The sequence below is a fragment of the Aliidiomarina minuta genome, from assembly GCF_003987145.1.
Lineage (GTDB): Bacteria > Pseudomonadota > Gammaproteobacteria > Enterobacterales > Alteromonadaceae > Aliidiomarina > Aliidiomarina minuta.
This window is the reverse complement of record NZ_PIPL01000001.1, coordinates 267,644-291,693: the sequence shown is the minus strand read 5'-3', so window position 1 is coordinate 291,693 and position 24,050 is coordinate 267,644. Positions and strand designations below refer to the sequence as shown.

At 47.2% G+C, this 24,050-nt stretch carries 23 protein-coding genes; 3 read left to right on the top strand and 20 right to left on the bottom strand.

Translation table 11 applies throughout. The features are described 5' to 3' along the window. Nucleotides 1-18 precede the first annotated feature (18 nt). From dsbC to CWE09_RS01430, 4 genes are all read right to left on the bottom strand, one after another. Nucleotides 19-720: a bifunctional protein-disulfide isomerase/oxidoreductase DsbC gene (dsbC, locus tag CWE09_RS01445; RefSeq protein WP_126802127.1), complete on the bottom strand. Its 702-nt coding sequence runs from the start codon at nt 718-720 to the stop codon at nt 19-21. Between the two features lie 38 nt (nt 721-758). Beyond that, nucleotides 759-1,640 (bottom strand): site-specific tyrosine recombinase XerD, encoded by an 882-nt coding sequence (xerD, locus tag CWE09_RS01440; protein WP_126803882.1) that lies wholly within the window; start codon nt 1,638-1,640, stop codon nt 759-761. A gap of 11 nt (nt 1,641-1,651) precedes the next feature. Beyond that, nucleotides 1,652-2,119: a methylated-DNA--[protein]-cysteine S-methyltransferase gene (locus CWE09_RS01435; RefSeq protein WP_126802126.1), complete on the bottom strand. Its 468-nt coding sequence runs from the start codon at nt 2,117-2,119 to the stop codon at nt 1,652-1,654. A 64-nt stretch (nt 2,120-2,183) separates the two neighbouring features. After that, complete coding sequence (locus tag CWE09_RS01430; protein ID WP_157982784.1) at nt 2,184-2,690, bottom strand: VC2046/SO_2500 family protein; 507 nt, start codon at nt 2,688-2,690, stop codon at nt 2,184-2,186. Between the two features lie 114 nt (nt 2,691-2,804). Here CWE09_RS01430 and CWE09_RS01425 point away from each other — a divergent pair, with 114 nt between their 5' ends. Continuing rightward, entirely contained in the window at nt 2,805-4,448 is a 1,644-nt protein-coding gene (locus CWE09_RS01425) for a tetratricopeptide repeat-containing response regulator (protein WP_126802124.1), read from the top strand. A 36-nt stretch (nt 4,449-4,484) separates the two neighbouring features. Here CWE09_RS01425 and CWE09_RS01420 read toward each other — a convergent pair whose 3' ends face one another. The 16 genes from CWE09_RS01420 to rpsB form a co-directional block, all read right to left on the bottom strand. Next, the gene (locus tag CWE09_RS01420; protein ID WP_126802123.1) at nt 4,485-5,315 is read right to left on the bottom strand and encodes a pirin family protein; all 831 of its coding nucleotides are present in this window, start codon (nt 5,313-5,315) and stop codon (nt 4,485-4,487) included. Continuing rightward, nucleotides 5,315-6,289, bottom strand: a complete 975-nt coding sequence (locus CWE09_RS01415; protein ID WP_126802122.1) for a glutathione S-transferase family protein — start codon at nt 6,287-6,289, stop codon at nt 5,315-5,317. Before CWE09_RS01415 ends, CWE09_RS01420 begins: the two co-directional genes overlap by 1 nt. A gap of 121 nt (nt 6,290-6,410) precedes the next feature. Then, on the bottom strand, nt 6,411-7,562 hold the full coding sequence (gene lpxB, locus CWE09_RS01410) for a lipid-A-disaccharide synthase (protein WP_126802121.1): 1,152 nt from the start codon (nt 7,560-7,562) through the stop codon (nt 6,411-6,413). Continuing rightward, nucleotides 7,562-8,326: an acyl-ACP--UDP-N-acetylglucosamine O-acyltransferase gene (lpxA, locus tag CWE09_RS01405; RefSeq protein ID WP_126802120.1), complete on the bottom strand. Its 765-nt coding sequence runs from the start codon at nt 8,324-8,326 to the stop codon at nt 7,562-7,564. The genes lpxB and lpxA overlap by 1 nt, the downstream gene beginning before the upstream one ends. Then, nucleotides 8,323-8,787 carry a 3-hydroxyacyl-ACP dehydratase FabZ gene (gene fabZ, locus CWE09_RS01400; RefSeq protein ID WP_126802119.1) on the bottom strand — a complete coding sequence of 155 codons (465 nt, stop codon included), beginning with the start codon at nt 8,785-8,787 and terminating at the stop codon, nt 8,323-8,325. The genes lpxA and fabZ overlap by 4 nt, the downstream gene beginning before the upstream one ends. 17 nt (nt 8,788-8,804) lie before the next feature. Further along, a complete protein-coding gene (lpxD, locus tag CWE09_RS01395; RefSeq protein WP_126802118.1) occupies nt 8,805-9,836 on the bottom strand; it encodes a UDP-3-O-(3-hydroxymyristoyl)glucosamine N-acyltransferase in 1,032 nt (343 codons plus the stop codon). Nucleotide 9,837: 1 nt separating this feature from the next. Then, nucleotides 9,838-10,359, bottom strand: a complete 522-nt coding sequence (locus CWE09_RS01390) for an OmpH/Skp family outer membrane protein (RefSeq protein ID WP_126802117.1) — start codon at nt 10,357-10,359, stop codon at nt 9,838-9,840. Between the two features lie 47 nt (nt 10,360-10,406). Then, a complete protein-coding gene (bamA, locus tag CWE09_RS01385) occupies nt 10,407-12,878 on the bottom strand; it encodes an outer membrane protein assembly factor BamA (protein WP_126802116.1) in 2,472 nt (823 codons plus the stop codon). 31 nt (nt 12,879-12,909) lie between these two features. Continuing rightward, entirely contained in the window at nt 12,910-14,250 is a 1,341-nt protein-coding gene (gene rseP, locus CWE09_RS01380) for a sigma E protease regulator RseP (protein ID WP_126802115.1), read from the bottom strand. After that, a complete protein-coding gene (ispC, locus tag CWE09_RS01375; protein ID WP_126802114.1) occupies nt 14,251-15,447 on the bottom strand; it encodes a 1-deoxy-D-xylulose-5-phosphate reductoisomerase in 1,197 nt (398 codons plus the stop codon). A gap of 3 nt (nt 15,448-15,450) precedes the next feature. Next, entirely contained in the window at nt 15,451-16,314 is an 864-nt protein-coding gene (locus CWE09_RS01370) for a phosphatidate cytidylyltransferase (RefSeq protein WP_126802113.1), read from the bottom strand. A gap of 2 nt (nt 16,315-16,316) precedes the next feature. Further along, nucleotides 16,317-17,096 carry a polyprenyl diphosphate synthase gene (gene uppS, locus CWE09_RS01365; protein ID WP_126802112.1) on the bottom strand — a complete coding sequence of 260 codons (780 nt, stop codon included), beginning with the start codon at nt 17,094-17,096 and terminating at the stop codon, nt 16,317-16,319. Nucleotides 17,097-17,174: 78 nt separating this feature from the next. Further along, on the bottom strand, nt 17,175-17,732 hold the full coding sequence (frr, locus tag CWE09_RS01360; RefSeq protein WP_126802111.1) for a ribosome recycling factor: 558 nt from the start codon (nt 17,730-17,732) through the stop codon (nt 17,175-17,177). Nucleotides 17,733-17,750: 18 nt separating this feature from the next. Beyond that, complete coding sequence (gene pyrH / locus CWE09_RS01355) at nt 17,751-18,476, bottom strand: UMP kinase (RefSeq protein ID WP_126802110.1); 726 nt, start codon at nt 18,474-18,476, stop codon at nt 17,751-17,753. Between the two features lie 120 nt (nt 18,477-18,596). After that, nucleotides 18,597-19,472, bottom strand: coding sequence for a translation elongation factor Ts (gene tsf, locus CWE09_RS01350; protein WP_126802109.1), 876 nt, complete (start codon nt 19,470-19,472; stop codon nt 18,597-18,599). An 84-nt stretch (nt 19,473-19,556) separates the two neighbouring features. Then, the gene (gene rpsB / locus CWE09_RS01345) at nt 19,557-20,315 is read right to left on the bottom strand and encodes a 30S ribosomal protein S2 (protein WP_126802108.1); all 759 of its coding nucleotides are present in this window, start codon (nt 20,313-20,315) and stop codon (nt 19,557-19,559) included. Nucleotides 20,316-20,617: 302 nt separating this feature from the next. Between rpsB and map the strand changes: the two genes are divergently transcribed. Both map and glnD read left to right on the top strand, forming a co-directional pair. Then, complete coding sequence (gene map, locus CWE09_RS01340) at nt 20,618-21,403, top strand: type I methionyl aminopeptidase (protein WP_126802107.1); 786 nt, start codon at nt 20,618-20,620, stop codon at nt 21,401-21,403. A gap of 12 nt (nt 21,404-21,415) precedes the next feature. Then, nucleotides 21,416-24,046 (top strand): [protein-PII] uridylyltransferase, encoded by a 2,631-nt coding sequence (gene glnD / locus CWE09_RS01335; RefSeq protein WP_126802106.1) that lies wholly within the window; start codon nt 21,416-21,418, stop codon nt 24,044-24,046. Nucleotides 24,047-24,050 lie beyond the last annotated feature (4 nt).

Below are 24,050 nucleotides of genomic sequence, written 5' to 3'. Positions count from 1 at the left end.
GCAATGAAAAATGTCCTGCTACTGGTTGTTAATTTCAGACAACACTGCCGCCGCTGGCCGAAATCCAGACAACAGACGGCCATCTTCCAGAATGATTGCCGGGGTACCGGTAACCCCCAGTTGACGGCCCATATTAAGGTGTTTTTCTACATCAAAGCCGCATTCAGCGGGTATCGCCTGATTACCTGCTTTAGCACTATCAATTGCATGGTGCTGATCATCGGCACACCAGATTGAGGTTAAATCACGGGCGCCATCGGAGCCGACTCCCGCGCGGGGAAATGCCGCATACTGAACGCTAATACCCGCCGCGTGATAATCGTTCATTGCGTTGTGCAGACTACGACAATAACCACAGGTGTGGTCAGTAAAAACCGTAATACGGTGCTGCTCATCAGGCGCTGCAAAAACTATCATTTCATCTTCAATGGTCGCCAGCTTGTCAAGCCGCAGTCGCGCCTGAGCAACTTCGGTCAGGTTACTGACCTCACCTTCGATATTAAACAGCTGACCGGCAAAAAGATGTTGTCCATCCTTTGAGGCATAAAATAAGCCCTGGTTGGTAACCACTTCGTGGAAGTCGTTCAGGGGAGATTCAGATATAGATTCGACCTGCAAACCTAAAGCGTTAATATTAGCTTCCACCTTAGCGGTTTCATCACTGGCGAAAGCTACCTGAACAGAAAAGGCTAACATCATTAACAACGCGCTTATTCGCACAACAAACTCCTTAAATATAAATTCAACGGCATTATATACTAACCACGTGGATGATGCTGCTCATGCAATACCTGCAAACGAGCACGAGCCACATGGGTATATATCTGAGTGGTAGCTATATCACTATGCCCAAGCAGCATTTGTAAAGCCCGTAAGTCGGCACCGTGATTCAGTAAATGAGTAGCAAAAGCATGGCGCAATGTATGCGGAGACAACTCTGAATTCAGGCCTGCCTGTAACGCGTGTTGCTTAATACGATGCCAGAAGGTCTGTCGGGTCATCATAGTTCCCCGGTTGGATAAAAAAATAAGGTCCGTCGACTGCCGGATAAATTCAGCCCGGGCCTCTTTCAGGTAGCGCTCCAGCCAGTCCAGCGCTTCTTCGCCTAAGGGCACGAGACGCTCTTTATTCCCTTTACCCGTAACTCGCACCAGTCCCTGACGGGTATTCAACTGACTATATGTCAAGGCAATAAGTTCACTGACTCGCAAGCCGGTTGCATAGAGAACTTCCAGCATACAACGGTCACGCAGACCCAGAGCGCTAGTGACATCAGGAGCGGCCAGCAAAGCTTCAACATCTTGCTCATTCAGACTTTTGGGTAAATTCTGCAGCTGCTTAGGCGTGCGTAAGTGGGCGCAGGGATCTTCTTCGCGCACCTGAATATGTATAAGATAACGATAGAATTTTCGTGCTGAACTTAAAAAACGAGCATTACTGCGCTGACTGATGCCTTTCTTATGGCAGTCAAATAAGTAGTTTTCCAGTAGCTGACCGGAAACCTGACAAATATCTTCCCCCTGAGGTTGCAGCCACTTTATAAATTTATTCAGGTCACTGCGATAAGCTGACAAAGTGTGCTCACTGACGCTCTGATGCAGCCAGAAATCATCCAGGAATTCATCAACACGTGCACGCATAGACTCGATGCTCAAGAGACCGCTCCCTCGTGGGTTAATAACCAACGCTTCACATCTATGCGCTCGCCCTCCTGCCATTGCCCTGAGTAACCACCAATACCTGAACGACTGACAATGCGATGGCAGGGAATAAACAGAGGCAAGGGATTTGCCCGACAGGCTCCACCTACTGCCCGCGCAGCGCTATTCCTGAGTTTTGCGATCTCACCATAAGTGCGTACCTGGCCGGCAGGAATAGCCGACATTTGCTGCCACACCCAGCATTGGAAATCGGTTCCTTCAGGAGCTAAAGGCAGATCAAAAGAATAGTCAGACTGCCGCAAGTAAGTACCCAGCTGCTCCTGCACTCTGTCAATCAACGGATGCACAACAGGTTTAAATTGACCGGAGGATAAGGCTAACGAAGACGCGTACAGCTCAGTATCTGAAAACCAGATACTGAGCTGTAAATCTGCGAAAGGAATTATGGTCAAGTTCATAGGTGTGGAAGCCTGCTGGATAGTTAAGAGGTTAACTATAGCTCAGCGAGGAAGGTTAGTTCAATCACGCTGCGCTGCGATCAACGCCCCGCAGGTTATCAATAATATCAACCAGTCCGGCTTCCTCAGTCTGCAGATTTTCAGCCGACTCTCTATCAGCCCAGCGTGCACGCACGAAACCAGAGCAATTGTCTCGCACTGCTCCCGCCAGGGCTTTACTGTCATTATGCAAATGTAAGGCTTCTGGCTGTAAAGCATTTAGTAGTCGCCAGCTGGTAAAACTGTCATGTATGGCTTTGGAAGGATTGCGCTGCCAGTCCGAGTTGCTGGCTCCCAAAGGCTGCGGAGGTGCGCTGGCAAAAGGCGGCTGCCACTTCTGGTCTGGCTGTGGGGCACGCTGCAAGCGGGCAAAGCCACTTTCAGTAGCATTGGTACTAAGCAACGACAACAAATAACTAAAATCAGCCCGGCGACCACTTTGAAAAGCTTCTGACAGATGTTTACCCAGCGGAATCTCGTGCTGAATCCACTCTGCCGGGCTGGTTTGTTGTGTGTTGTTAGCTGCGTCCATGCAATTCATATCGGCTTTGCGACGAAAACATTAACTTTATTCTCTGTTGGCATTCGGTCTGGCCTGCTTTATGCTGACCAGATAACATCGGTGACTCTGAGATATAAATAAACAATGACTGACCAACTTAACCTGGCGGATAAGAAAATTCTTATCATTGATGACCAGAAACCTTTTCAGATTATGCTAAAGGGACTGCTGTCACAGCTGGGGGCGAGAGATATCACTGCAGTCGCAACCGGGGAAGCAGGTGTTGCCTCTCACAACCGCCATGGTTTTGATATTCTACTGGTTGATTACAACCTGGGACGAGGTAAAAACGGCCGTCAGGTACTGGAAGAAATGCGCGTACGTGATCTGCTACACCCCAATGGCTTATTTTTTATAATTACAGGTGAAAGCACCCGCCCTATGGTGCTCAGTGCAATTGAACTGCAGCCCGACGATTACTTAATGAAACCCTTTTCCATTGGTGTGCTGCGCACTCGATTAAAAAGAAGCTTTCAGAAAAGAGCCAGCATCGCCAAAGTCTACCAAACCATGTACGACAAGGAGTATCAGGCCTGTATCAAAGCCTGCCGGGCTCATATCGAAGAAGAAGGCCGCTATCGTAATTACTGTCGCCAGCTCTTATCTGAACTATACCTGAAGCTTGGTAAGCTTGAGCCGGCAGAAAAAGCGGTACGGGAACTGTTAGACGAACAGCGTTTCAGTTGGGGTGTGCTAGCGCTGGCTAAAGTAAAATTTGCCCAGGGCGATTACCCGGAATCCATTGAATTGTGTCATGAAGTTATTCGTTCAACGCCCAATGCTGTTGAGGCATATGACGTCTTAGCCCGTGCACTGGAAGGCGATGAACAACCAATAAAAGCACTTGAAGCTGGACGCAAAGCCGTTACTTTGGCTCCTTTTTCAATGGCTCGCCAGCTATATATGAGTGAGCTGGCCCGGGATGGCGAACAGTTTGAACTGGCAAAACAAGCGATGTTTAATGTATTGGATATCAGCCGTAAATCCGTATATCGCCACCCTAAACATCTGTGCAACTATATTCGCAGCATTCTGGACGCCGCCGAACACAGTGAATCAAGGCTGGAAATCAATAAATACCAGCAGGAAGCGTCACTCGCATTGCAACGCGCACGCCAGGATGACAGCTTTAATAACTCCAAACTCAGTTATCCTCAGCTGGAAAACGCCTTTCTGGCGAGAATTGAAGCCTTCAACGGTCGTTATACTCAGGCCCAGGCTTACCTGAATACAGTGGCTGGTGACTTTATTCAGAATAATGCTGATATAGCCCGGGAAATAGCGCCCGATATTGCGGTTGCTTTCCTTGATATTGGTGAATTTGAAAGGGCTCATGCATTGATACGCCAGCAACAGAAAAGTCAGCAGTTAGATAATTACAATCAAAAATTACTGCAAAGCCGTTTAACCGCCTCAGAAGATCAACATGAAGCTTTTATGAAGTCCAATAAACAAGGCATTAAAAGTTACACCAAAGGTGATTTCGGAGAAGCGATTCAGCATTTCGACGAAGCTTTAAAAATGGCACCTATGAATAGCGGCGTAGCACTTAATTATATTCAGGCAGCGATTAAGATACTAGGTAACACGGAAGCCCCGCACCAATACCTGGTCGATGGCTGCAAGCGCAGCTTCAAAGTTATTGAAGGCCTGACGCTGCCAAAGTCGCATCACGCTCGTTATGAACAATTGAAATCTGACTTTACTGCCATACAGGGTACACTCTAACCAGAGCGCCTGCAGCTGCAGACGCTCTGGACTCATTCAAGCGGTTAAACGACCACTTTGATAATCAGCAAAGGCTTGCTGCAATTCCTGCTCAGTATTCATCACAAAAGGTCCATACTGGGCTATCGGCTCAGCAATAGGCTCCGCAGCTAGCAAAATTAAACCGGCACCTTTCTGTGCTCTTAGGTTCAAGTCACCTTCTGCTGACAATTCCACGAGTTCCCCGGCATGCAGAGTTTGCTCACCGATTCGTAACTCGCCCTGATAAAGGTACGCCAGACGGGTTTTCTGGCCTTGTGTTGCGAGCTTTAACTGGCCGCTTTCAGTAAAACGAAAGTCGAGAAACAAAAAGTCCCGGCCAGGAGCATTCACAGGCCCGGTTTTATCTTCATAGTTACCAGCAAGCACGCGCACCTGGCCAGCATCATGATTAACCACAGGCACTTCATCACCCATGATGTCAGCGTAGGCTGGGTCGCTCATTTTTTCTGCCGCGGGCAGATTAATCCAAAGCTGAAAACCCCACATCATACCGTCTTTTTGTTTCGGCATTTCTGAATGAATCATGCCTCGGGCTGCTTTCATCCACTGCAGTCCACCCGGCCCTACTTCACCGGTGTTTCCCTGCGAATCTTTATGCGCCATACAGCCTTCCAGCATGTAGGTTAAAGTGCAAAAGCCGCGATGTGGATGTGGCGGAAAGCCAGCAATATAGTCATCCGGATTATCGGATTTAAACTCGTCCAGCATCAAGAAAGGATCCTGATGTTTATAAGACGGCTGGTTTATTACCCGACTTAATTTTACACCGGCTCCATCCTGAGCTGGCATGCCTCGTACTCGACGCTGAATAATTGCTTCACTCATTAGCTGAATTTCCTCCGATCGTGAGGTGCCGTAAAGTCTACTTCAGGGCCCACAGGCACTACACCATGCGGGTTTATAGTTTTATGGCTGCCATAATAATGCTTCTTAATATGTTGCATGTTAACGGTCTGCGCTACACCTGGCCGCTGATAAAGGTCACGCACAAAGTTCCATAAATTGGGGTAATCCAGAATACGTTTTAAATTGGCTTTAAAGTGTCCTACATAAACCGCATCAAACCTGACCAGAGTGGTAAATAAACGCCAATCCGCCTCAGTGATTGTTGAACCGACTAAAAAGCGCTGCCCAGCTAACCTTTGCTCTAGTTTATCCAGAGCTGCAAATAACGACTCAAATGCTTCTTCGTAAGCTGACTGAGTAGTCGCAAAACCACATTTATAGACACCGTTATTGACGTTATCGTAAACAAACTCATTAATTTCGTTAATCTCTGCGTGAAGTGATTCTGGATAATAATCATCCGTATTACCCGTCAGCTTATTGAAGCCAGAATTGAGCATACGAATGATCTCTGCTGATTCATTACTGACAATAGTTGCCTGCTTTTTATCCCAAAGCACCGGCACTGTTACTCGTCCGCTGTAGTCGCTTTTCGCCCGAGTGTATATCTGGTGCATAAAATCACTGCCGAATAAAGGATCTGTTAAGTCTCCACTGCCAAACTCCCAGCCATTCTCTAACATTAATGGCTGCACAGCAGAATACGAAATATGCTCGGTCAGGCCTTTCAGCTGGCGAAATATGAGAGTTCGATGCGCCCAGGGGCAGGCATAGGAGACATACAGGTGATAGCGCCCTGATTCAGCTTTGAAGCCTTCCTGCCCATCGGGTCCTGCTTCTCCATCTTCGGTAATCCAGTTGCGAAACTGGGCCTCAGTACGCACAAAACGACCACCTGTTTTTGAGGTGTCGTACCATTGATCGTGCCACTGGCCGTCTACTAATAAGCCCATAATTTACTCCTTAATCAGAATTAGCCTAAGTATAGAGTCAACTATCTGGAATGGTAAGCGTTAAATATGCAGGTTTTTATTCTATTTTATAGAAATAAAGGATTTTTAGAAAGAAGAGAGGCTAGTGCTTACTAATTACATTTAATACCGCTTCTGCGGCTTTGCGGCTGGCACCTAATTGAAGTTGCTGGTGCAGTTGATAAAACTTATCAAGCAAAGCACTTTGATCATTCTCTAAATGGTCAAAAACCTGCATCGCTAAGCTCTCTGCGGTTACCTGCTGTTGCAGTAATTCAGGTACCATCGCCTCCCCGGCCAGCAGATTAGGAAGAGAAAAATGCTCTACTTTGACCAGATTACGCAATAATTGATAATTCAGCCAGCTGAATTTGTAGGCAACAACCATTGGACGTTTAAGCAACATAGCTTCCAGAGACACTGTGCCAGAAGCAAGCAACAGGCTATCACAAGCAGTCATAACCTCTCGGGAACGACCTTCAAAGAAAGTAACTTGCAGGTCGGCTCCATGTTCCGCCAACGCCGCTTCAAACTGCTCCCGACGTGCCTGATTAACCATAGGCACCAAAAACTCAGCTTCTGGATACCTTTGCTGAATCAGACAGGCGGCTTTTATAAACGGCTCGCTCAATAAACCTACTTCAGTACGGCGACTACCCGGCAGTAAACCCACATAGGTTTTATCGTGTGCGAGCCCAAGTGCCTCGCGTGCCTGCTGAGCAGAGTTCTGCAAAGGGATATCGTCTGCCAGAGTGTGACCGATAAAAGTACTGGGCACATCAAATTTATCGTAAAACGCTTTTTCAAAAGGAAGCAGGCAAAGCACCTGATTTGTTGCAGCCTTAATTTTAAACACACGTTTTTGACGCCATGCCCAGACTGAAGGGCTGACATAATGTACCGTCGTCAAACCAGCCTGCTTCAATTTAAGTTCTATGGGAATATTGAAGTCAGGTGCATCGACACCAATAAATACATCCGGACGTTGCTCCAGCATATAATCGATAACCTGACGACGTGCCTGCAGTAAGTCAGGTAACTGTTTAACGACATCCACTATGCCCATCACTGACAAGCGCTCTATATCGAACAGCGACTGCATGCCTTCCTGCTGCATCAATGGACCACCGACACCGATAAAATCAATATCCGCAACCTCGGCTTTGAGGGCTTTCATTAAACTGGAAGCTAAAATATCGCCAGAAGATTCTCCGGCCACAATGGCTACCCGGAGGGGCTTTTGCTCTTCATTCACTAGCGAATAATTCCACGCGAGCTGGAGTCAATAAAATCTACCATAATATCCAACTCTTCGGCTTGCATGCCCCGTATCTCTGACAATGCATTGTCCAGAGTTAAACCGCTACGATAAAGAATTTTAAAGGCTCGGCGAATATTCTGAATCTGTTCTTTACTGAAATTGCGTCGCTTCAGGCCTTCAGCATTTATCGCCCGAGGCACTGCATTATGCCCCTGCGCCATAATGTAAGGTGGAATATCCTGAATCACGACGGAGTTAACCGCAGTAAAGGCATGGGAGCCTATTTTGCAAAACTGATGCACACCGGTAAAGCCACCCATAATAACCTGGTCACCGACATGAACATGGCCAGCCAGGGTAGTTGCATTGGCCAGGATGTTGTCGTTCCCTATCACGCAATCATGAGCAACATGCACATACGCCATAAACAGATTACCATCGCCTATCTGAGTCAGCCGATTATCCTGTACAGTCCCTCGGTGCACTGTGGTGCATTCACGAAATACGTTATTGTCACCAATAATCAGCTTCGTATCCTCGCCAGCATACTTTTTGTCCTGGCAATCTTCCCCGATTGAGGAAAACTGGAAAATCTGATTATTACGACCCAGCCAGGTAGGCCCCCGCAAAACCACGTGCGAGCCAATTTTACAGTTATCACCAATTTCGACGTTAGAGCCAATAAACGTCCAGGGGCCAACTTCTACGTTAGCCCCTAATTTAGCCCCTGTTTCTATAATGGCAGTTTCATGAATCAAGGTTTCATATTCCTTCTGGCGCACATAAGTTCGGCACTGGCAGCCACCTGACCATCGACTTTGGCCTCACCACTGAATTTCCAGAGCCCTCGGCGCTCTTTAATGAAAGTAACGTGAAAGTCGACTCGGTCGCCCGGTGTAACCTGGCGTTTAAATCGCGCTTTATCAATACCTGCAAAAAGGTACATTTCATCGCTACCGATTTCATTTTCCATCATCTTAAAACCAAGCAGACCGGTTGCCTGAGCCATAGCTTCAAGTAAAAGAACACCGGGAAAAATAGGTTCTCCGGGAAAGTGCCCGGTAAATACGGGTTCATTCATGGTAATGTTTTTAATCGCATGCAAGGATTCGCCTGGCACATAACTGATAACACGATCAATTAAAGCAAACGGATAACGGTGCGGTAAAATACGCTGAATTTCACGGATATCAAATCCATTATTAGCCTGTTCTGTCAAAGGTCTCTCCCCAAAAGCTACTGGTCTTTTATATTTAGTTTAGTTTCCAGCGCTTTGACTCGCTTAAATAGGTCTGGCAACTGGCGGTAACGCACTCCGGTTTTAGCCCACTCACCTTGCGGTGCAACCGGGTTACCAGAAGCGTACACGCCTGCTTTATCAATAGACTTGGTAACCATTGCCTGACCATGTAGTTGCACATTATCGGCGATTTCAATGTGGCCGCCCAAACCGGCCTGGCCACCGATAAGGCAGTTCTTGCCGATTCGGGTACTTCCAGCAATACCAGCCTGTCCAGCTATTGCAGTCCCTTCGCCAAGCACAACGTTATGCCCAATCTGCACCAAATTATCAATAATACAACCAGATCCTATAATAGTGTCATCAAGCGCCCCACGGTCGATACTACTATTGGCGCCAATATCTACATTGTCACCCACAATAACCCGACCCAACTGGGGGATTTTAACCCATTTTCCATTTTCAGTGGCCCAACCAAAGCCATCAGCTCCAATTGTGCTACTGGAATGTACAGTGCAGCCCTTACCCAAAACCACATTATGGTAAAGAGTAACCTGCGGAAAGAGTCGTGAGCCTTCACCTATCTCTACATTTTCACCAACGAAACACTGAGCTCCAATCACCACGTTATCGGCAATATGAGCGCCACTCTCGATAACAGCATGAGCACCTACTGCAACATTCTTGCCCAGGTTAGCCTGTGCGCTAATAACCGCTGTTGGATGAATATCCTGAGCTCTCTTAGGAGAGGTATCGAGTAGTTGTGCTACTTTAGCGTAACCCAAATAAGGATTTGTAGTTAATAAGGCATTTCGTGCCCTGCCATCGTCGGCATCAGGATGCATAATAACTGCACCTGCTCCAGTATCTGCTAACTGAGAACGGTATTTTTCATTAGCCAGAAATGACACTTGCTCAGCAGTTGCTGAAGCCAGTGTCGCCAGACGATTTACCTGATAGCTGGCATCGCCACGTACAGATGCGCCAATATGCGATGCCAGGTCTGCCAAAGTTACACTTTTCATAATGTTAGTCGTTAGTCATCTCTTCTATAATTTTAGATGAGATGTCATAACTATCACGAGCGAAAGCGACACTGTTAGCTTCCAGCACTATGTCATAACCCTCTTCTTCTGCAATACCGGCTATCACAGTTTGCATTTGGCTTAACAGGCGATCGCGTTCTTCGTTCTGACGGCGACGCATTTCTTCATTTAACTCTTCGCCTCGTTGCTGAGCCTGACCTACACGCTGTTCAAATTCCTGCATAGCCTGGTTGCGCTCATCTTCGCTCATAATAGATTCATCACGCTGAATACGTTCACGCAACTCACCAATCTCCTGCTCCATTTCCTGCATACGCTCAATACGTTCACGGAATTCGCGTTGCAGACTCTGCGCAATTTCGTCACGCTGTGGAAGCTGCTGGAAGACTGCACCTACATCAACGACAGCAATACGATTAGTTTCCGCGCTTGCTGTAGCGCTCATTCCCAGAGACGTAGCTGCTAAAGCAGTAACTAACAATATAGATTTAATTAAGTTTTTCAATTTTCTATCCTCTTTCCTTAAAGTAAATTTATTAGTTCACATTCTGTTTAGAATGTTGTGCCCAAATTAAAAGTAAAGGTCTCTTCTATACGTGGATCCATGGAGCGAATCGGGAAACCAAAACTAAAGGTCAATGCACCCATAGGCGACAACCATTGAATCGACGCACCATAAGAAGCGTTATAATTGCGCGGACTGCCATAATCCCATAACGTACCCGAGGTTTGAAGGTCTTCATACTGGGAATAGTCAAACTCAGTATCCCATATGGTACCCACATCGACAAAAAAGCTGGTGCGTACTGTATTTGAAGCTTCATCGCTAACAAAAGGTGTAGGGAAAATCAATTCAAAACCACCATGAACCATGGCATTACCGCCGAGAGTCTGGAATCGCTCTACTGTAATATTATCAAACTCTGGTCCCAGCGCTATTTGCGTCGGATTACCTTCCGCATCAGGAGGTCCCTGAATGAAAGTCGGTTGACGTGTGAGACCACGTGGGCCTAAACGGTTAGTTTCAAAGCCGCGCAAGGATTCCGCTCCACCACCATAAAAATTTTCCCAGAATGGCAGGGTATAATCAAACTGCCCATCACTACCGTAACCGTTACCATAACCAGCACTGAAACGAGTCAGGAAAACAAAGTTGTGATCACTATCGAGCGGCAGATAGTGACGAAAACGGTAGTTCAGTTTGAAGAACTGTAAATCACTGTTTGGCGTAGTCACTTTCGCATTCAGTCGATTCGACGAGCCCGCTGTTGGATAAACTCCACGGTTCAAAGTGACCCTGGACCAGGCTGCCGTTAAATCAACAGTCCTGAAATTCAGTGCCCCTTCAGGGTTCTGCGGATCCACGTAACGCTGATAAAAATTCTGCATCTGTTCAAATTGATTAAACTGCGAAATACCCGTATTGGTGAAACCGATACCAAAATTAATGCGGTTATATTCATTGATAGGAAAACCAAGATCCGTGGCGACACCATAACTGGTGCGGTTAAACCGCTGCGTCTGCGCCCTGCCGCCATCATAAGTCTGATAGAAAACATTGCCGCCCAGGCTTACCCCATCGTCAGTAAAGTAATTGTCTCGCGCCGAGATACGTGCATCTTTCGAGAAACGGTTGGTATTCACCTGAAAGCTTACCTGATTCCCTGTGCCGAAGAAATTTTCCTGGGAAATACCAGCATTCAGACTTAAACCACCCCAACTGCCATAACCTATACCTGCTGTTATATTGCCTGAGGGCTGTTCTTTAACCCGATATACCAGGTCAACCTTATCTTCTTCACCAGGCACCCGAACCGTATCCACTTCAACCGTTTCAAAATGACCTAAGCGCTCTAACCTAACCTTGCCTGTCTGCACGAGCTGATCATTTAACCAGGCGCCTTCCATCTGCCGCATTTCACGACGTAGTACTTCGTCTTTAGTGGCATTGTTGCCAGTGAAGTCAATACGTCTTACATAAGCGCGGGCACCCGGTTCAACCACAAAGGTCAAATCGACTGTCAGATTTTCGTCATCCATATCGGGTATTGAGCGTACTTCCGGATAGGCATAACCGTAACGTCCCAGAAAACCTTTAATGGACTCTTCTATACCTGTCATGTAACCGGCGTTATAACGTCGGTTTTTGGCGGTTTCGGCTACCCGTTGAATCACTGAATCATGGCCGCGAAGATCACCTAAGACAGTAACCTCTTTTACTTCATACTGTTCGCCCTCGGTAATATTTATAGTGATATAAATACCATCCCGCTCTGGCGTCATAGCCACCTGAACTGAGTCAATCGAAAACCGGGCATAACCCTGATTGCGATAAAACGACTCCAGATTTTCCAGATCACCACCTAACTGCTGTTGCTGATACTGTCTTTTACCAATGATATTCCACCATGGCAGCTCATCACGCAGCTCGACTTGACCAAGCAACTCTTCCCGTGAAAAGCTGTTATTACCAATGAAATTAATTTGCGCAATTTCTGCGGCAGCACCTTCCACGAAATTAAACCGTAATTCAACCCGGTTACGAGGCAGGTTAACCAGAGCTACAGATACCGATGCATTGTACTTACCAACGCTCTGATAAAAGTCTTCAAGACCTTTCTCAATATCCGATATCATTGTCTTGTCCAGCTGTTCACCTATCGTGATACCGCTGTTACTCAGGCTGTCTGTCAACTGCTCATCTTCGATATCACTATTACCCTCAAAGGTAATATCACTAATGGTTGGACGTTCTTTTACGCGAACCATTAACACGCCGTCACGACGATATATCTGAACATCGTCAAAGTGTGCGGAAGCATAAAGCTCTCTGATAGTCTCGGCAATTAGTCCTGAGTCTACTTCTTCGCCCACGCGTACGGGAATATAAGTCAGTGCAGCGCCTAAAGCGACACGTTGCAAACCTTGTACCTGAATATCTTCTACTACGAACGATTCAGTTGCTTGCGCCGTAGTGCCAACACCCAAAAGTACCGCTCCGATTAACAGCTTTTTCAACGTCATGTAGTCATACTTATTAATTGCAAAGTCAAATTCAGGGTGTGAGCCTGGAAATATCGTTAAATATCGCCAGAGCCATTAGCGCAAACAGCAGAATCATCCCCACTCGAAAACCTATTTCCTGAATGTACTCAGGAACAGGTCGCCCACGCACCCACTCGATTATGTAATAAACCAGATGGCCACCATCCAGTACTGGTATTGGCAGCAGATTAAGGATTCCTAAGCTGACACTAATCAGTGCTAAAAAGCTTAGAAAGTAAACCAACCCGTAACTGGCATGGTCACCTGCACCTACTGCTATACCTATAGGGCCACTTAGATTCTTCACCGACACATCGCCAGTGATGAGTTTCTTTATCATGTTCACACTTAGCGTCATCAGTTGCCAGGTGCGACTTATACTTTCTGGTACTGCCGTCAGTGGGCCGTACTGCAAATAAAACTGGTATTCCTCTGGATAGGCGTCCGATTCAGGTACCACTCCAATGAAACCCTGTCCCTGTTGCTCTCCAATGCGTACATCCTGTGCCAGCTGTTCACCTTCACGCTCGATGTATAAAGTAACCAGCTCACCCGGATGCTCGGCTATGAAGCTCCTTATTTGTTCCCAATTCATGGGCATAGTTCCATCTGGCCCAAGAATTTTATCGCCTTCCCGTATACCCGCCGCCGCAGCTGGGGAGTCTTCAATTACATGCACCAGTCTGGTATAGATTGCGGGTTGAAATGGACGTAAACCCAAACTACCGATCGTTGACTCCCGGTCCGGGTCGAATTGCCAGCCACTGAGATCCAGTGTTAACTCTTGTTCACGGCCATTATAAGCAACCACCCAATCACTGGCGCTATCGCCCAAACGTTCCACCAGGGCCAGATTAACCGCTTGCCATTCCCGAGTATTACGGCCATCAATGCGAATAATTTCAGCGCCGCTTTGCAGACCAGCACGGTGGGCGATGCTACCCTCTTCAACCTCCCCCACTACGGGTTTGACGGCAGCAAGACCAATCAGCAACATTAACCAGATCGCAACAATAGCGAATATAAAATTAAAAACAGGTCCAGCGAGCACTATGGCAATGCGTTGTTGCACGCTTTTACTGTTGAAGCTTTGATGCTTTTGATCTGCGGGCACATCATCCACCCGCTCGTCGAGCATGCGAACATAACCGCCCAAAGGAATCATGGCTATCTGATAACGTGTACCGTCTTTTGCAACCCGTGACCAGAGAGGTTTACCAAAACCCACGGAAAAAGTTACCACGCGCACTCCACAGCGGCGGGCAACCCAAAAATGACCAAATTCGTGGAAGGTCACCACTAATCCAATGGCGACAATAAAAGCGCCGATAGTCCAGACAAACTGCTCCATTTACTGCAATGCCTCTGCTATCGTTGTGGCCTCGCGCCTTGTTGCGGCGTCAAAGGCAATTATATCTGCAATAGTTGCCAGCGCTGGTAATTCAATACGATCCAGTACTCGTTTACACACTTCTGCAATACCTGAAAATTGAATTTTTTGCTCTAAGAATGCGGCTACCGCAATTTCATTCGCGGCATTCAGTGCGGTCGTAGCCGCCTGTCCGTGCCAGCAGGCCTGCTGCGCCAGTCGTAAACAGGGAAAACGCTCCATCTCAGGCCGCGTGAAGGTTAACGCATTCAGGGTAGTAAAGTCGAGGGCTGGTACTCCGCTGTTTTGTCGTTTCGGGTAATGTAAACAGTGCGCAATGGGCGTTTTCATATCCGGTTGCCCTAATTGGGCTAACACTGAACCGTCAGTATATTGCACCATAGAATGAATAACGCTTTGCGGATGTATAATAACGTCTATTTCATGCTCTGCACAGTTAAACAACCACCGCGCCTCAATATACTCAAGCCCCTTGTTGAGCATAGTTGCTGAATCAACGGATATTTTCTGCCCCATAGACCAATTTGGATGTTTACAGGCAGCCGCCGGAGTTTGTGCGGCCAGTTGTGGCAGTGGTAAATCAAGGAAAGGACCACCGGACCCAGTCAGCAGGATTTTACTAATCCCTTCTTCCGCCAGGTTGACATGGCCAAGCTGTGCTTGCGCATGCGGGGTCAAACATTGAAATATCGCATTATGCTCACTATCCACTGGTAACAACTGAGCACCCGACTTTTCGACGGCGTCCATAAATAACTGGCCACTCATAACCAGTGCTTCTTTATTCGCCAGCAACACTCGTTTACCTGCATTCACAGCAGCTAATGTCGGCTGCAAACCCGCAGCTCCCACGATGGCAGCCATCACCACATCCACTTCCGAAGCGCTACTGACCTGTGCAAGTGCAGCTTCGCCAGACAATACTTCGGTCTTTACCGCTTCTTGTTGGCAGCGTCTAGATAAAGCCTGGGCAGCAGCATCATTCACCATGACTGCATAGCGCGGCTGATGCTTCTGGCAAATGGCAAATAGTGCATCATGATTGCTATTTGCCGTCACCGCAAAAAGCTCATAAGCATCTGCGTGCAATGCCATTATATCAAGAGTACTGGCGCCGATAGAGCCGGTCGCGCCCAATAAGGTCAGTTGCTGCTTCATAAATTAATGAATCAACCAGAGGTAACCAATAACAAATATTGGTAGAGCAGACGTAAGACTGTCGATGCGATCCAGCACTCCGCCGTGTCCTGGTAGGATAGAGCCACTATCTTTAACACCGGCACAGCGTTTAAACATGCTTTCGCTCAAATCACCAAAAACGGAAACCAATACGGTGGCCAGGCCTACCGTATAAAAACCAGCATAAAGTTCAGGGGGAACTGGCAATAACTGGGCTACCAGAACCATCACGATAAAAGCTAGTACGACACCACCTAACAGGCCTTCCATGGTTTTTCCCGGACTCACTGCAGGCATCATTTTGTTGCGTCCGAATGCGCGACCTGCAGCATAAGCTCCCACATCAGCAGCCCATACCAAAGCGAATATAAAGAGCACTGTCCAGGCTCCAAACAAAGGGTTGGTATCATAATTCAAGGCGCGAATACTGACTAAAGCAGCCCAGGCCGGCACCAGGATAAGAAAACCAAAAATACCGACCCAAATCCGGCTGCGCTGCCATAATCTTTTGCTTTGCGGAAAGTTCAGGACCATCAACACAGCGAACGCCCACCAGACACAACCGATTAAAATAGTGCTATACATTGGGGCAACCAGGCCCTGCTCATTCCACAATGAATCAATTGGAGTAATCAGGTATAAAGCCACTATAACCAGTCCCACAGCCAACGTATAAGCCACACGACCCGCCTTACGGCAGACCCCCATTAAAGGTGACCACTCCCAGGCCCCTATTGATAAGGCAATGAACGCAAAAATAGCAAAGCCGTTCAGGGGCAAAAAGAAAATACAATAAAGAGCAAGCGGCAATAATACCAACGCCGTTAAAATACGTTGCTTAAGCAAAATTAATCCTCATTTGTATCACCAGTCGATAGCATATTATGTAGTTGTTCGCTGGTGAGTCCAAAACGACGTTCACGCTTTACGTAACTATTGATAGCCTGTGCGAACGCATGGTCATCGAAATCTGGCCACAGTACGTCACTGAAATAAAGCTCAGCATACGCCAGTTGCCACAGTAAAAAATTGCTAATCCGTAAATCACCGCCTGTTCTTATCAACAAATCTGGTGCAGGGCAATCCGCGAGTGTTATATATGATGCTAACTTTTCTTCATTTAGATCAGCCACTTCCAGCTCACCGTTCTGAATTGCCTGACAAGCCTTCTGGGTAGCCTGCACTATATCCCAACGCCCACCATAGTTGGCTGCAATATTCAGTATCATATCCTGATTGCCAGCAGTTTTCTGCTCCGCTTCACGAATTTTTTGTTGTAAACGCTCACTAAACTTACTTACATCACCAATTATGCGTAGTTGTACGCCATGTTTATGCAGTTCATCTACTTCACGGTTCAGAACAGTCACAAACAGCTCCATCAGCACTTTAACTTCAAGTGCGGGCCGTTGCCAGTTCTCACTACTAAAAGCAAACAGGGTCAGTGCTTTGATACCGTTACGACGAGCAAAGGCGACCGCTTTACGTACACTGACCGCACCAGCTTTATGACCACTAGTGCGAGCTTTGCCACGCATTTTAGCCCAGCGCCCGTTACCATCCATAATAATAGCAACATGGCGCGGCAGCATCTCCTGATTAAGCTCTGTCCGCTGTTCTGATGTCATCTTGTTGTCACAAAAAATAAACGCCGCGCAAGTATACCTGACACGGCGTTAAGCTCCAATCTATTGGCTGACGAGCGGTTAAACTTCCATCAGCTCGGCTTCTTTAGCACTTAATAAACGATCCACTTCTTTAATCGCTTCATCCGTAATCTTTTGGATGTCATCCTGCGCTTTGTGTTCATCGTCTTCACTGATTTCTTTTTCTTTTAATAAATCTTTTACATCCGCATTAGCATCACGGCGGATATTACGCACCGCAACCCGTCCTTGCTCAGCCTCGGCGCGAACGACCTTCACCAGCTCTTTACGACGTTCTTCAGTAAGAGGTGGCAAAGGAACTCTGATTACAGCACCCGCCGCAGCAGGGTTAAGACCTAAATCAGCAGTCATAATCGCCTTTTCTACAGCACCTGATGCTGATTTATCAAATACCGTGATAGCCAGCGTACGTGAATCCTGAACCGTGACATTAGCCACCTGATTCAGAGGCACATCGGAACCATAATAAGGAACCTTTACCGTGTCTAAAATACTGGGGTGAGCACGTCCGGTACGAACTTTACCCATCTGGTTTTTTAATGACTCGACACTTTTTGTCATGCGGTCTTTTGCGTCTGCAATAATTTCTTTAATCACAATCATTCACCTTAAAAATTAACTGCTAATCCGAGTACCTTCGTCTTCACCCATGATAACTGCCTTTAATGCTCCTGGTTTATTCATATTGAATACCTGAATAGGCAATTTATGATCACGGGCCAGAGTAAAGGCTGCCAGGTCCATCACCTTAAGTTCTTTTTCCAGCACATCGTTATATGTAATATGTTTATATAAAGTCGCATCGGCATCTTTCATCGGGTCCGCGGAATACACGCCGTCTACCTTAGTCCCCTTCAATACCAGATCGGCTTCTATTTCAATACCACGTAAACAGGCAGCAGAGTCGGTAGTAAAGAACGGGTTACCGGTACCAGCGGAGAAAATAACCACTCTACCGGACTTAAGAAGGCTGATAGCCTCAGCCCAATTGTAACTGTCACAGACGCCGGTTAGTTCTATAGCTGACATTAAGCGTGCATTAACGTAGGCCCGGTGCAATGCGTCACGCATTGCAAGACCATTCATAACGGTCGCTAACATACCCATGTGGTCGCCAACCACCCGGTGCATTCCCGCCTTTGCCAGACCTTCGCCCCGAAATAAGTTACCGCCGCCAATGACCAAACCTACCTGCACGCCCAACTCTACAATTTCGCGAATTTCCTGCGCCATGCGGTCCAGCATTTTTGCATCAATACCAAAAGGCTCGTCACCCATCAGGGCCTCGCCACTTAACTTCAATAGAACGCGGTGGTAGCTTGCTTTCGGTTTTGTGCTCATGGTTCTGGCTTCCCTCTATACTCGAATAAATTCAGGTCAAAAAAAACCGCGCCCTGCCGTAACTGAGGAGGCGCGGTTAGTTTATGGTTATATCAGTCCCGGCGTCAATGCCACTGTGCCTTAACCTTTAGCAGCAGCGACCTGAGCCTGAACTTCAGAAGCAAAGTCTTCAGACTTTTTCTCGATACCTTCGCCCACTTCGTAACGCACGAAGTCAACTACATCAGCACCCGCTTCTTTCAATAACTCGCCCACAGACTTAGCTGGGTCTTTCACAAAAGGCTGACCTGTCAGGCTGATTTCACCAGTGAATTTCTTCATTCGGCCTTCAACCATTTTTTCAGCGATTTCTTTTGGTTTACCAGACTGCATAGCGATATCGATCTGGATTTCACGCTCTTTAGCAACAACGTCTGCAGCCACATCTTCTGGCTTCACAAACTGAGGGTTGCTAGCTGCTACATGCATAGCGATATCTTTCGCCAGCTCATCGCTACCGCCAGTCATAACCACAGCAACACCAATACGGCCACCATGTACATAAGTCATCACGCGATCACCACCAGATACGGTAGTCACGCGTCGAACATTCATGTTTTCGCCAATTTTTGCGACTAAGTTAGCGCGCGTTTCTTCAACCGTATTTTCGCTCAACGGAGTACTTTTCAGCTTCTCAACGTCGTTTTCCTGATTAGCGAAGGCTGCATTGATAACTTCTTCACCAAAAGCCAGAAAGCTTTTATCACGTGATACGAAGTCAGTTTCACAGTTCAGCTCAACCAAAGTACCCGTATTGCCTTCAGCTTTAGTCAGAATGATGCCTTCAGCAGCGACACGGCCAGCTTTCTTAGCTGCCTTAGCCTGACCACTTTTACGCATGTTATCGATCGCGGTTTCGATATCACCCTGGGTTTCTTCCAGCGCTTTTTTACAATCCATCATGCCAGCGCCTGTGCGCTCGCGTAACTCTTTAACCATTGCAGCAGTTACAGCCATTGTCTTTTCCTCAACCAATCCGATTCAACATAAAGCCCGGCACTGCTAATACAGTACCGGACTGACTATTCAATATGTGCGTTATTACTCAGCTTTTGATTCAGCTTCAACTTCCGCTTCTGCTTCTACGAATTCGTCAGAAGCTGATGCTTCAGCACCACCTTGTTGACGGCCTTCAGTAGAGGCTTGGGCAGCAGCGCTTAAATACAGCTGGATAGCACGAATTGCATCGTCGTTACCAGGGATAACGTAATCTACGCCATCAGGGTTCGAGTTAGTATCAACAACAGCTACAACCGGAATACCCAGGTTATTAGCTTCTTTAATAGCGATGTGCTCGTGATCAGCATCGATAACGAACAGAACGTCAGGCAGACCGCCCATGTTTTTGATACCACCCAGGCTCTTCTCAAGCTTGTCCATTTCACGAGAGCTCATTAGAGCTTCTTTCTTGGTTAGCTTTTCAAAGGTACCGTCCTGGCTTTGTCCTTCTAAGTCTTTCAGACGCTTGATTGACTGGCGTACTGTTTTCCAGTTCGTCAACATACCACCTAACCAGCGATGGTTAACGAAGTACTGGTTGCAAGACAAAGCAGTTTCTTTCACGGCTTCTGCTGCGGCACGCTTCGTGCCCACAAACAAAATCTTACCGTTGTTGCTCGCAGTGTGCTGTAAAAAGCTCAGAGCATCATTAAACATAGGAACAGTCTGTTCCAGGTTAATGATATGAATCTTGTTACGTGCACCGAAGATGAAAGGCTTCATCTTAGGGTTCCAGTAACGAGTCTGGTGACCGAAGTGGACACCTGCTTTTAACATGTCACGCATTGACACTGTAGCCATTTTAAATTCCTCAAGTATAGGGGTTACGCCTCCATATATCCCATGCCCCGACCTCTGCTTTTTAATAAAGAGAAGGCACCCCGGCACATGTGTCGATATATGTGTGTAATTTAGTTAAATTTTCCAGCCAGGCTGGTCTAAGTTGCAATCAACAGAGATTGCGGCGCGTTTTATACCATAATCAGCCCCCAGACTCAAGATTTTATCGCTTAATTTGCCCTGTTAGCCGGGTGCGCAGCGCCCTGCTTTCTGCTACCATTTGCAGCTTATTAGTCACCAAGTAACCACGAAGAGCATGTGTTATGGCAATTAAGATTAAAACTGCAGACGAAATTGAGAAAATGCGCATTGCTGGTCGTCTGGCAGCCAGTGTGCTGGAGATGATCACTCCCCATGTGAAAGCGGGCATTACCACGGATGAACTCAACACCATATGCCACGACTATATAGTGGAGCATGACGCTTACCCGGCACCACTGAATTACCATGGCTTCCCAAAGTCTATTTGCACCTCAGTGAACCACTGCGTCTGCCACGGTATTCCAAATGACAAAGCATTAAAAAACGGCGATATCATCAACATCGACGTGACGGTACGTAAAGATGGCTACCATGGCGACACCAGCAAAATGTTTATTGTCGGTGAAGGCTCTATCCTGGCCAAGCGCCTGGTACAGGCCACTCAGGACTCATTATATAAAGCTATCAAAATGGTCAAGCCAGGTGTTCAGCTAGGCGACTTAGGATCTGTTATTCAAAAACATGTTGAGCCGCTGGGTTATTCGATAGTCCGCGAATTTTGTGGCCATGGTATTGGCGATGAATTTCATGAAGATCCGCAGGTCTTGCACTACGGCAAACCAGGCACTGGCGAAACGCTTGAAGCTGGCATGTGCCTGACTATCGAACCTATGGTCAACGCCGGTAAACGACATACCAAAATACTCGGTGACAAATGGACTGTCCTCACCAAAGACCGCAGTTTAAGTGCTCAATGGGAGCACACCTTACTGGTCACTGAAACGGGCGTCGAAATTATGACCCTGCGGGAAGATGAAACCATCGACCGTATTATCAACCACAGTTGAAGTGAGAGTCAGATGCTGGAGCCCAATGATAAAGTACCGGATAACCTGTTCACTCCCCAGTGGCCCACGGATCTTACCGATTTAAATGCCTTTCGTGAACAGATCACGGCTTATAACGATTGGGCTGCCGAGCAATTTCTCAGCGCAGATATTGATACGTTAGTACGTCACCGGGCGAGCTTTTTTGACGATCTGCTGCAACATATCTGGCGGCGACTGAAATTGCCTGACACTGAGCTTTGTTTGCTTGCCGTAGGTGGTTATGGTCGTGCCACTTTGCACCCGGGTTCAGACATTGATCTTTTATTTTTATTCAAAGCGCCGTTGAGCGAAGCCAACCAACACCGTGTCAGTCAATTTGTAACGCTTCTGTGGGATCTGCGTCTGGATGTAGGCCACTCAGTACGCACTCTGGATGACTGTATGAGCCGTGGCGGTGATGATATAAGCATCGCTACTACCCTTATTGAGAATCGCTTTCTGACCGGGGATGAGCAGCTGGCAGACCAACTGCAGCGTGAAATACATCAGAACTTTCCCTGGCAAAGTCGCGATTTCTATCAGGCAAAGGTAGACGAACAAAAACACCGTCACCAACGCTATCATGGCACCTCTTACAACCTTGAGCCCAATATTAAGTCTTCACCCGGAGGCCTGCGTGATGTGCAGACCATTGGCTGGATAGCTAAACAACACTTTCGCACCAAATCCGACGAAAGCCTGGTCGAATATCATTACATTACCGCGGACGAGTTCATTGAACTGCGCGAATGCACCAGTTTTTTATGGCGCATCCGTTATGCACTGCATCTTGAGGCCGGAAAATGCGAAGACCGTCTGTTATTTGATTTTCAGCCTGATGTTGCCATGCGTTTAGGTTATGGCCGGGAAGGCAAATCGTCAGTAGAACTGATGATGAAAGATTACTTTAAAGTGGTGCTTCGGGTAAGCGAACTGAATCGCATGTTACTGCAATTTTTTGAGCAGGCCATTCTGGGTCAGTCGAGCCTTAAAAAACCACTCAGCCTGGACGATGACTTTGCACTCAGTAATGGTCTTATCAGCGCTCGTCATGATCAGGTTTTTGATAAACCTGGCAACATCATGTGTTTTTTTCTAATCATCGCCGAGCAGGCAGAGATTAAGGGCATTCATTCACACACCATACGTTTATTGCGTAACGCGCGCAGTAATCTGCAGGAACCGTTAAGCCACCACCCTGAATGCCGTGACTTCTTCAATGCTATTGTGCGCCACCCAAATGGGTTCGGGCTGGCATTCTCGCTGATGCACCGGCATGGAATCATGGCCCATTACCTGCCTCAGTGGCAGCATATTGTAGGCCAGATGCAATTCGACCTGTTTCACGCCTATACCGTGGATGAACATACCTATCGCCTGCTGTCCAACCTGTACGAATTTACTTTGCCTGACAAAGATGACGAATTCCCCCTATGTAGTGAACTAGTGCAGGATATGGAAAAACCAGAGCTGCTTTTCCTGGCTGGTATCTTTCATGACATCGCCAAGGGGCGTGGAGGTGATCACTCCGAGCTCGGTGAACTGGATGCACGCCATTTTTGCCAGCAGCATGGTTATGCAAGCGAAGATACCGAGCTGGTCGCCTGGTTAGTGCGGGCTCACCTCTTGATGTCAGTGACCGCCCAAAAACGTGATATTTATGACCCGGAAGTCATTCATAAATTTGCCACTCAGGTTTCCAGCCTGGAGCGACTGCAGTACCTGTACTGCCTGACTGTCGCTGATATCCGAGCGACTAATACCAACCTGTGGAATAACTGGAAAGCTACTTTACTGGAAGAACTGTATCAGGCCACCGCGCATATTCTGCAGCAGGATGGCGAACAAGGCCTGGATGTGCGCGAAAGAATTAATGCTAACAAAGCAGGCGCCATGGCTTTACTGTTAAGTGCGGGTTATCAGCCACTGGATATTAATCAACTCTGGGGCCGCTTTACTGCCGATTATTTTCACCGCCATACTCCAGAACAAATTGCCTGGCATTCGCAACATATTGTCAGCCTGCAGGAACACCAGCTGCCTCTTATTTTAATTGGTGATGAGAATAACCATGGCACTACCGAGTTGTTTATCTACCACCATGAAGAAACTCACCTTTTCGCTAACGTTGCGGCTGTACTGGATGGCGAACGATTAAGTATCCACGATGCACAAATCCTGAACACCCGCGATGGTTATGTTATGGATACCTTTGTGCTGTTACAAACGGACGGCAAACCTTTGCTGGATATAAATCGCATCGAGGAAGTTAAGCAACATCTGTATGATGTGCTGCGCAAACGACGCGATGCTCCCTACAACAAGCGTAAGCTGTCGCGCCGTATGCGCAATTTCAAAGTGCCAACAAAAGTTAATTTCCTGGCACAGAAAAACAACAAACGCAGCACTTTTGAGCTGATAACCTTAGACCGGCCCGGCTTGATAGCGACCCTGGCTAAGGTTCTGCAGGAATTAGATATCACCCTTCAGGCCGCAAAAATCACCACTATTGGTGAGCAGGCAGACGATTTATTCATGGTTACTTCAGCCAGCCATGAAGCTTTGACCAACGATGAACGTGAAACTTTAAAAAACACTATTATTGAAACTCTAGATAGCTAAACAG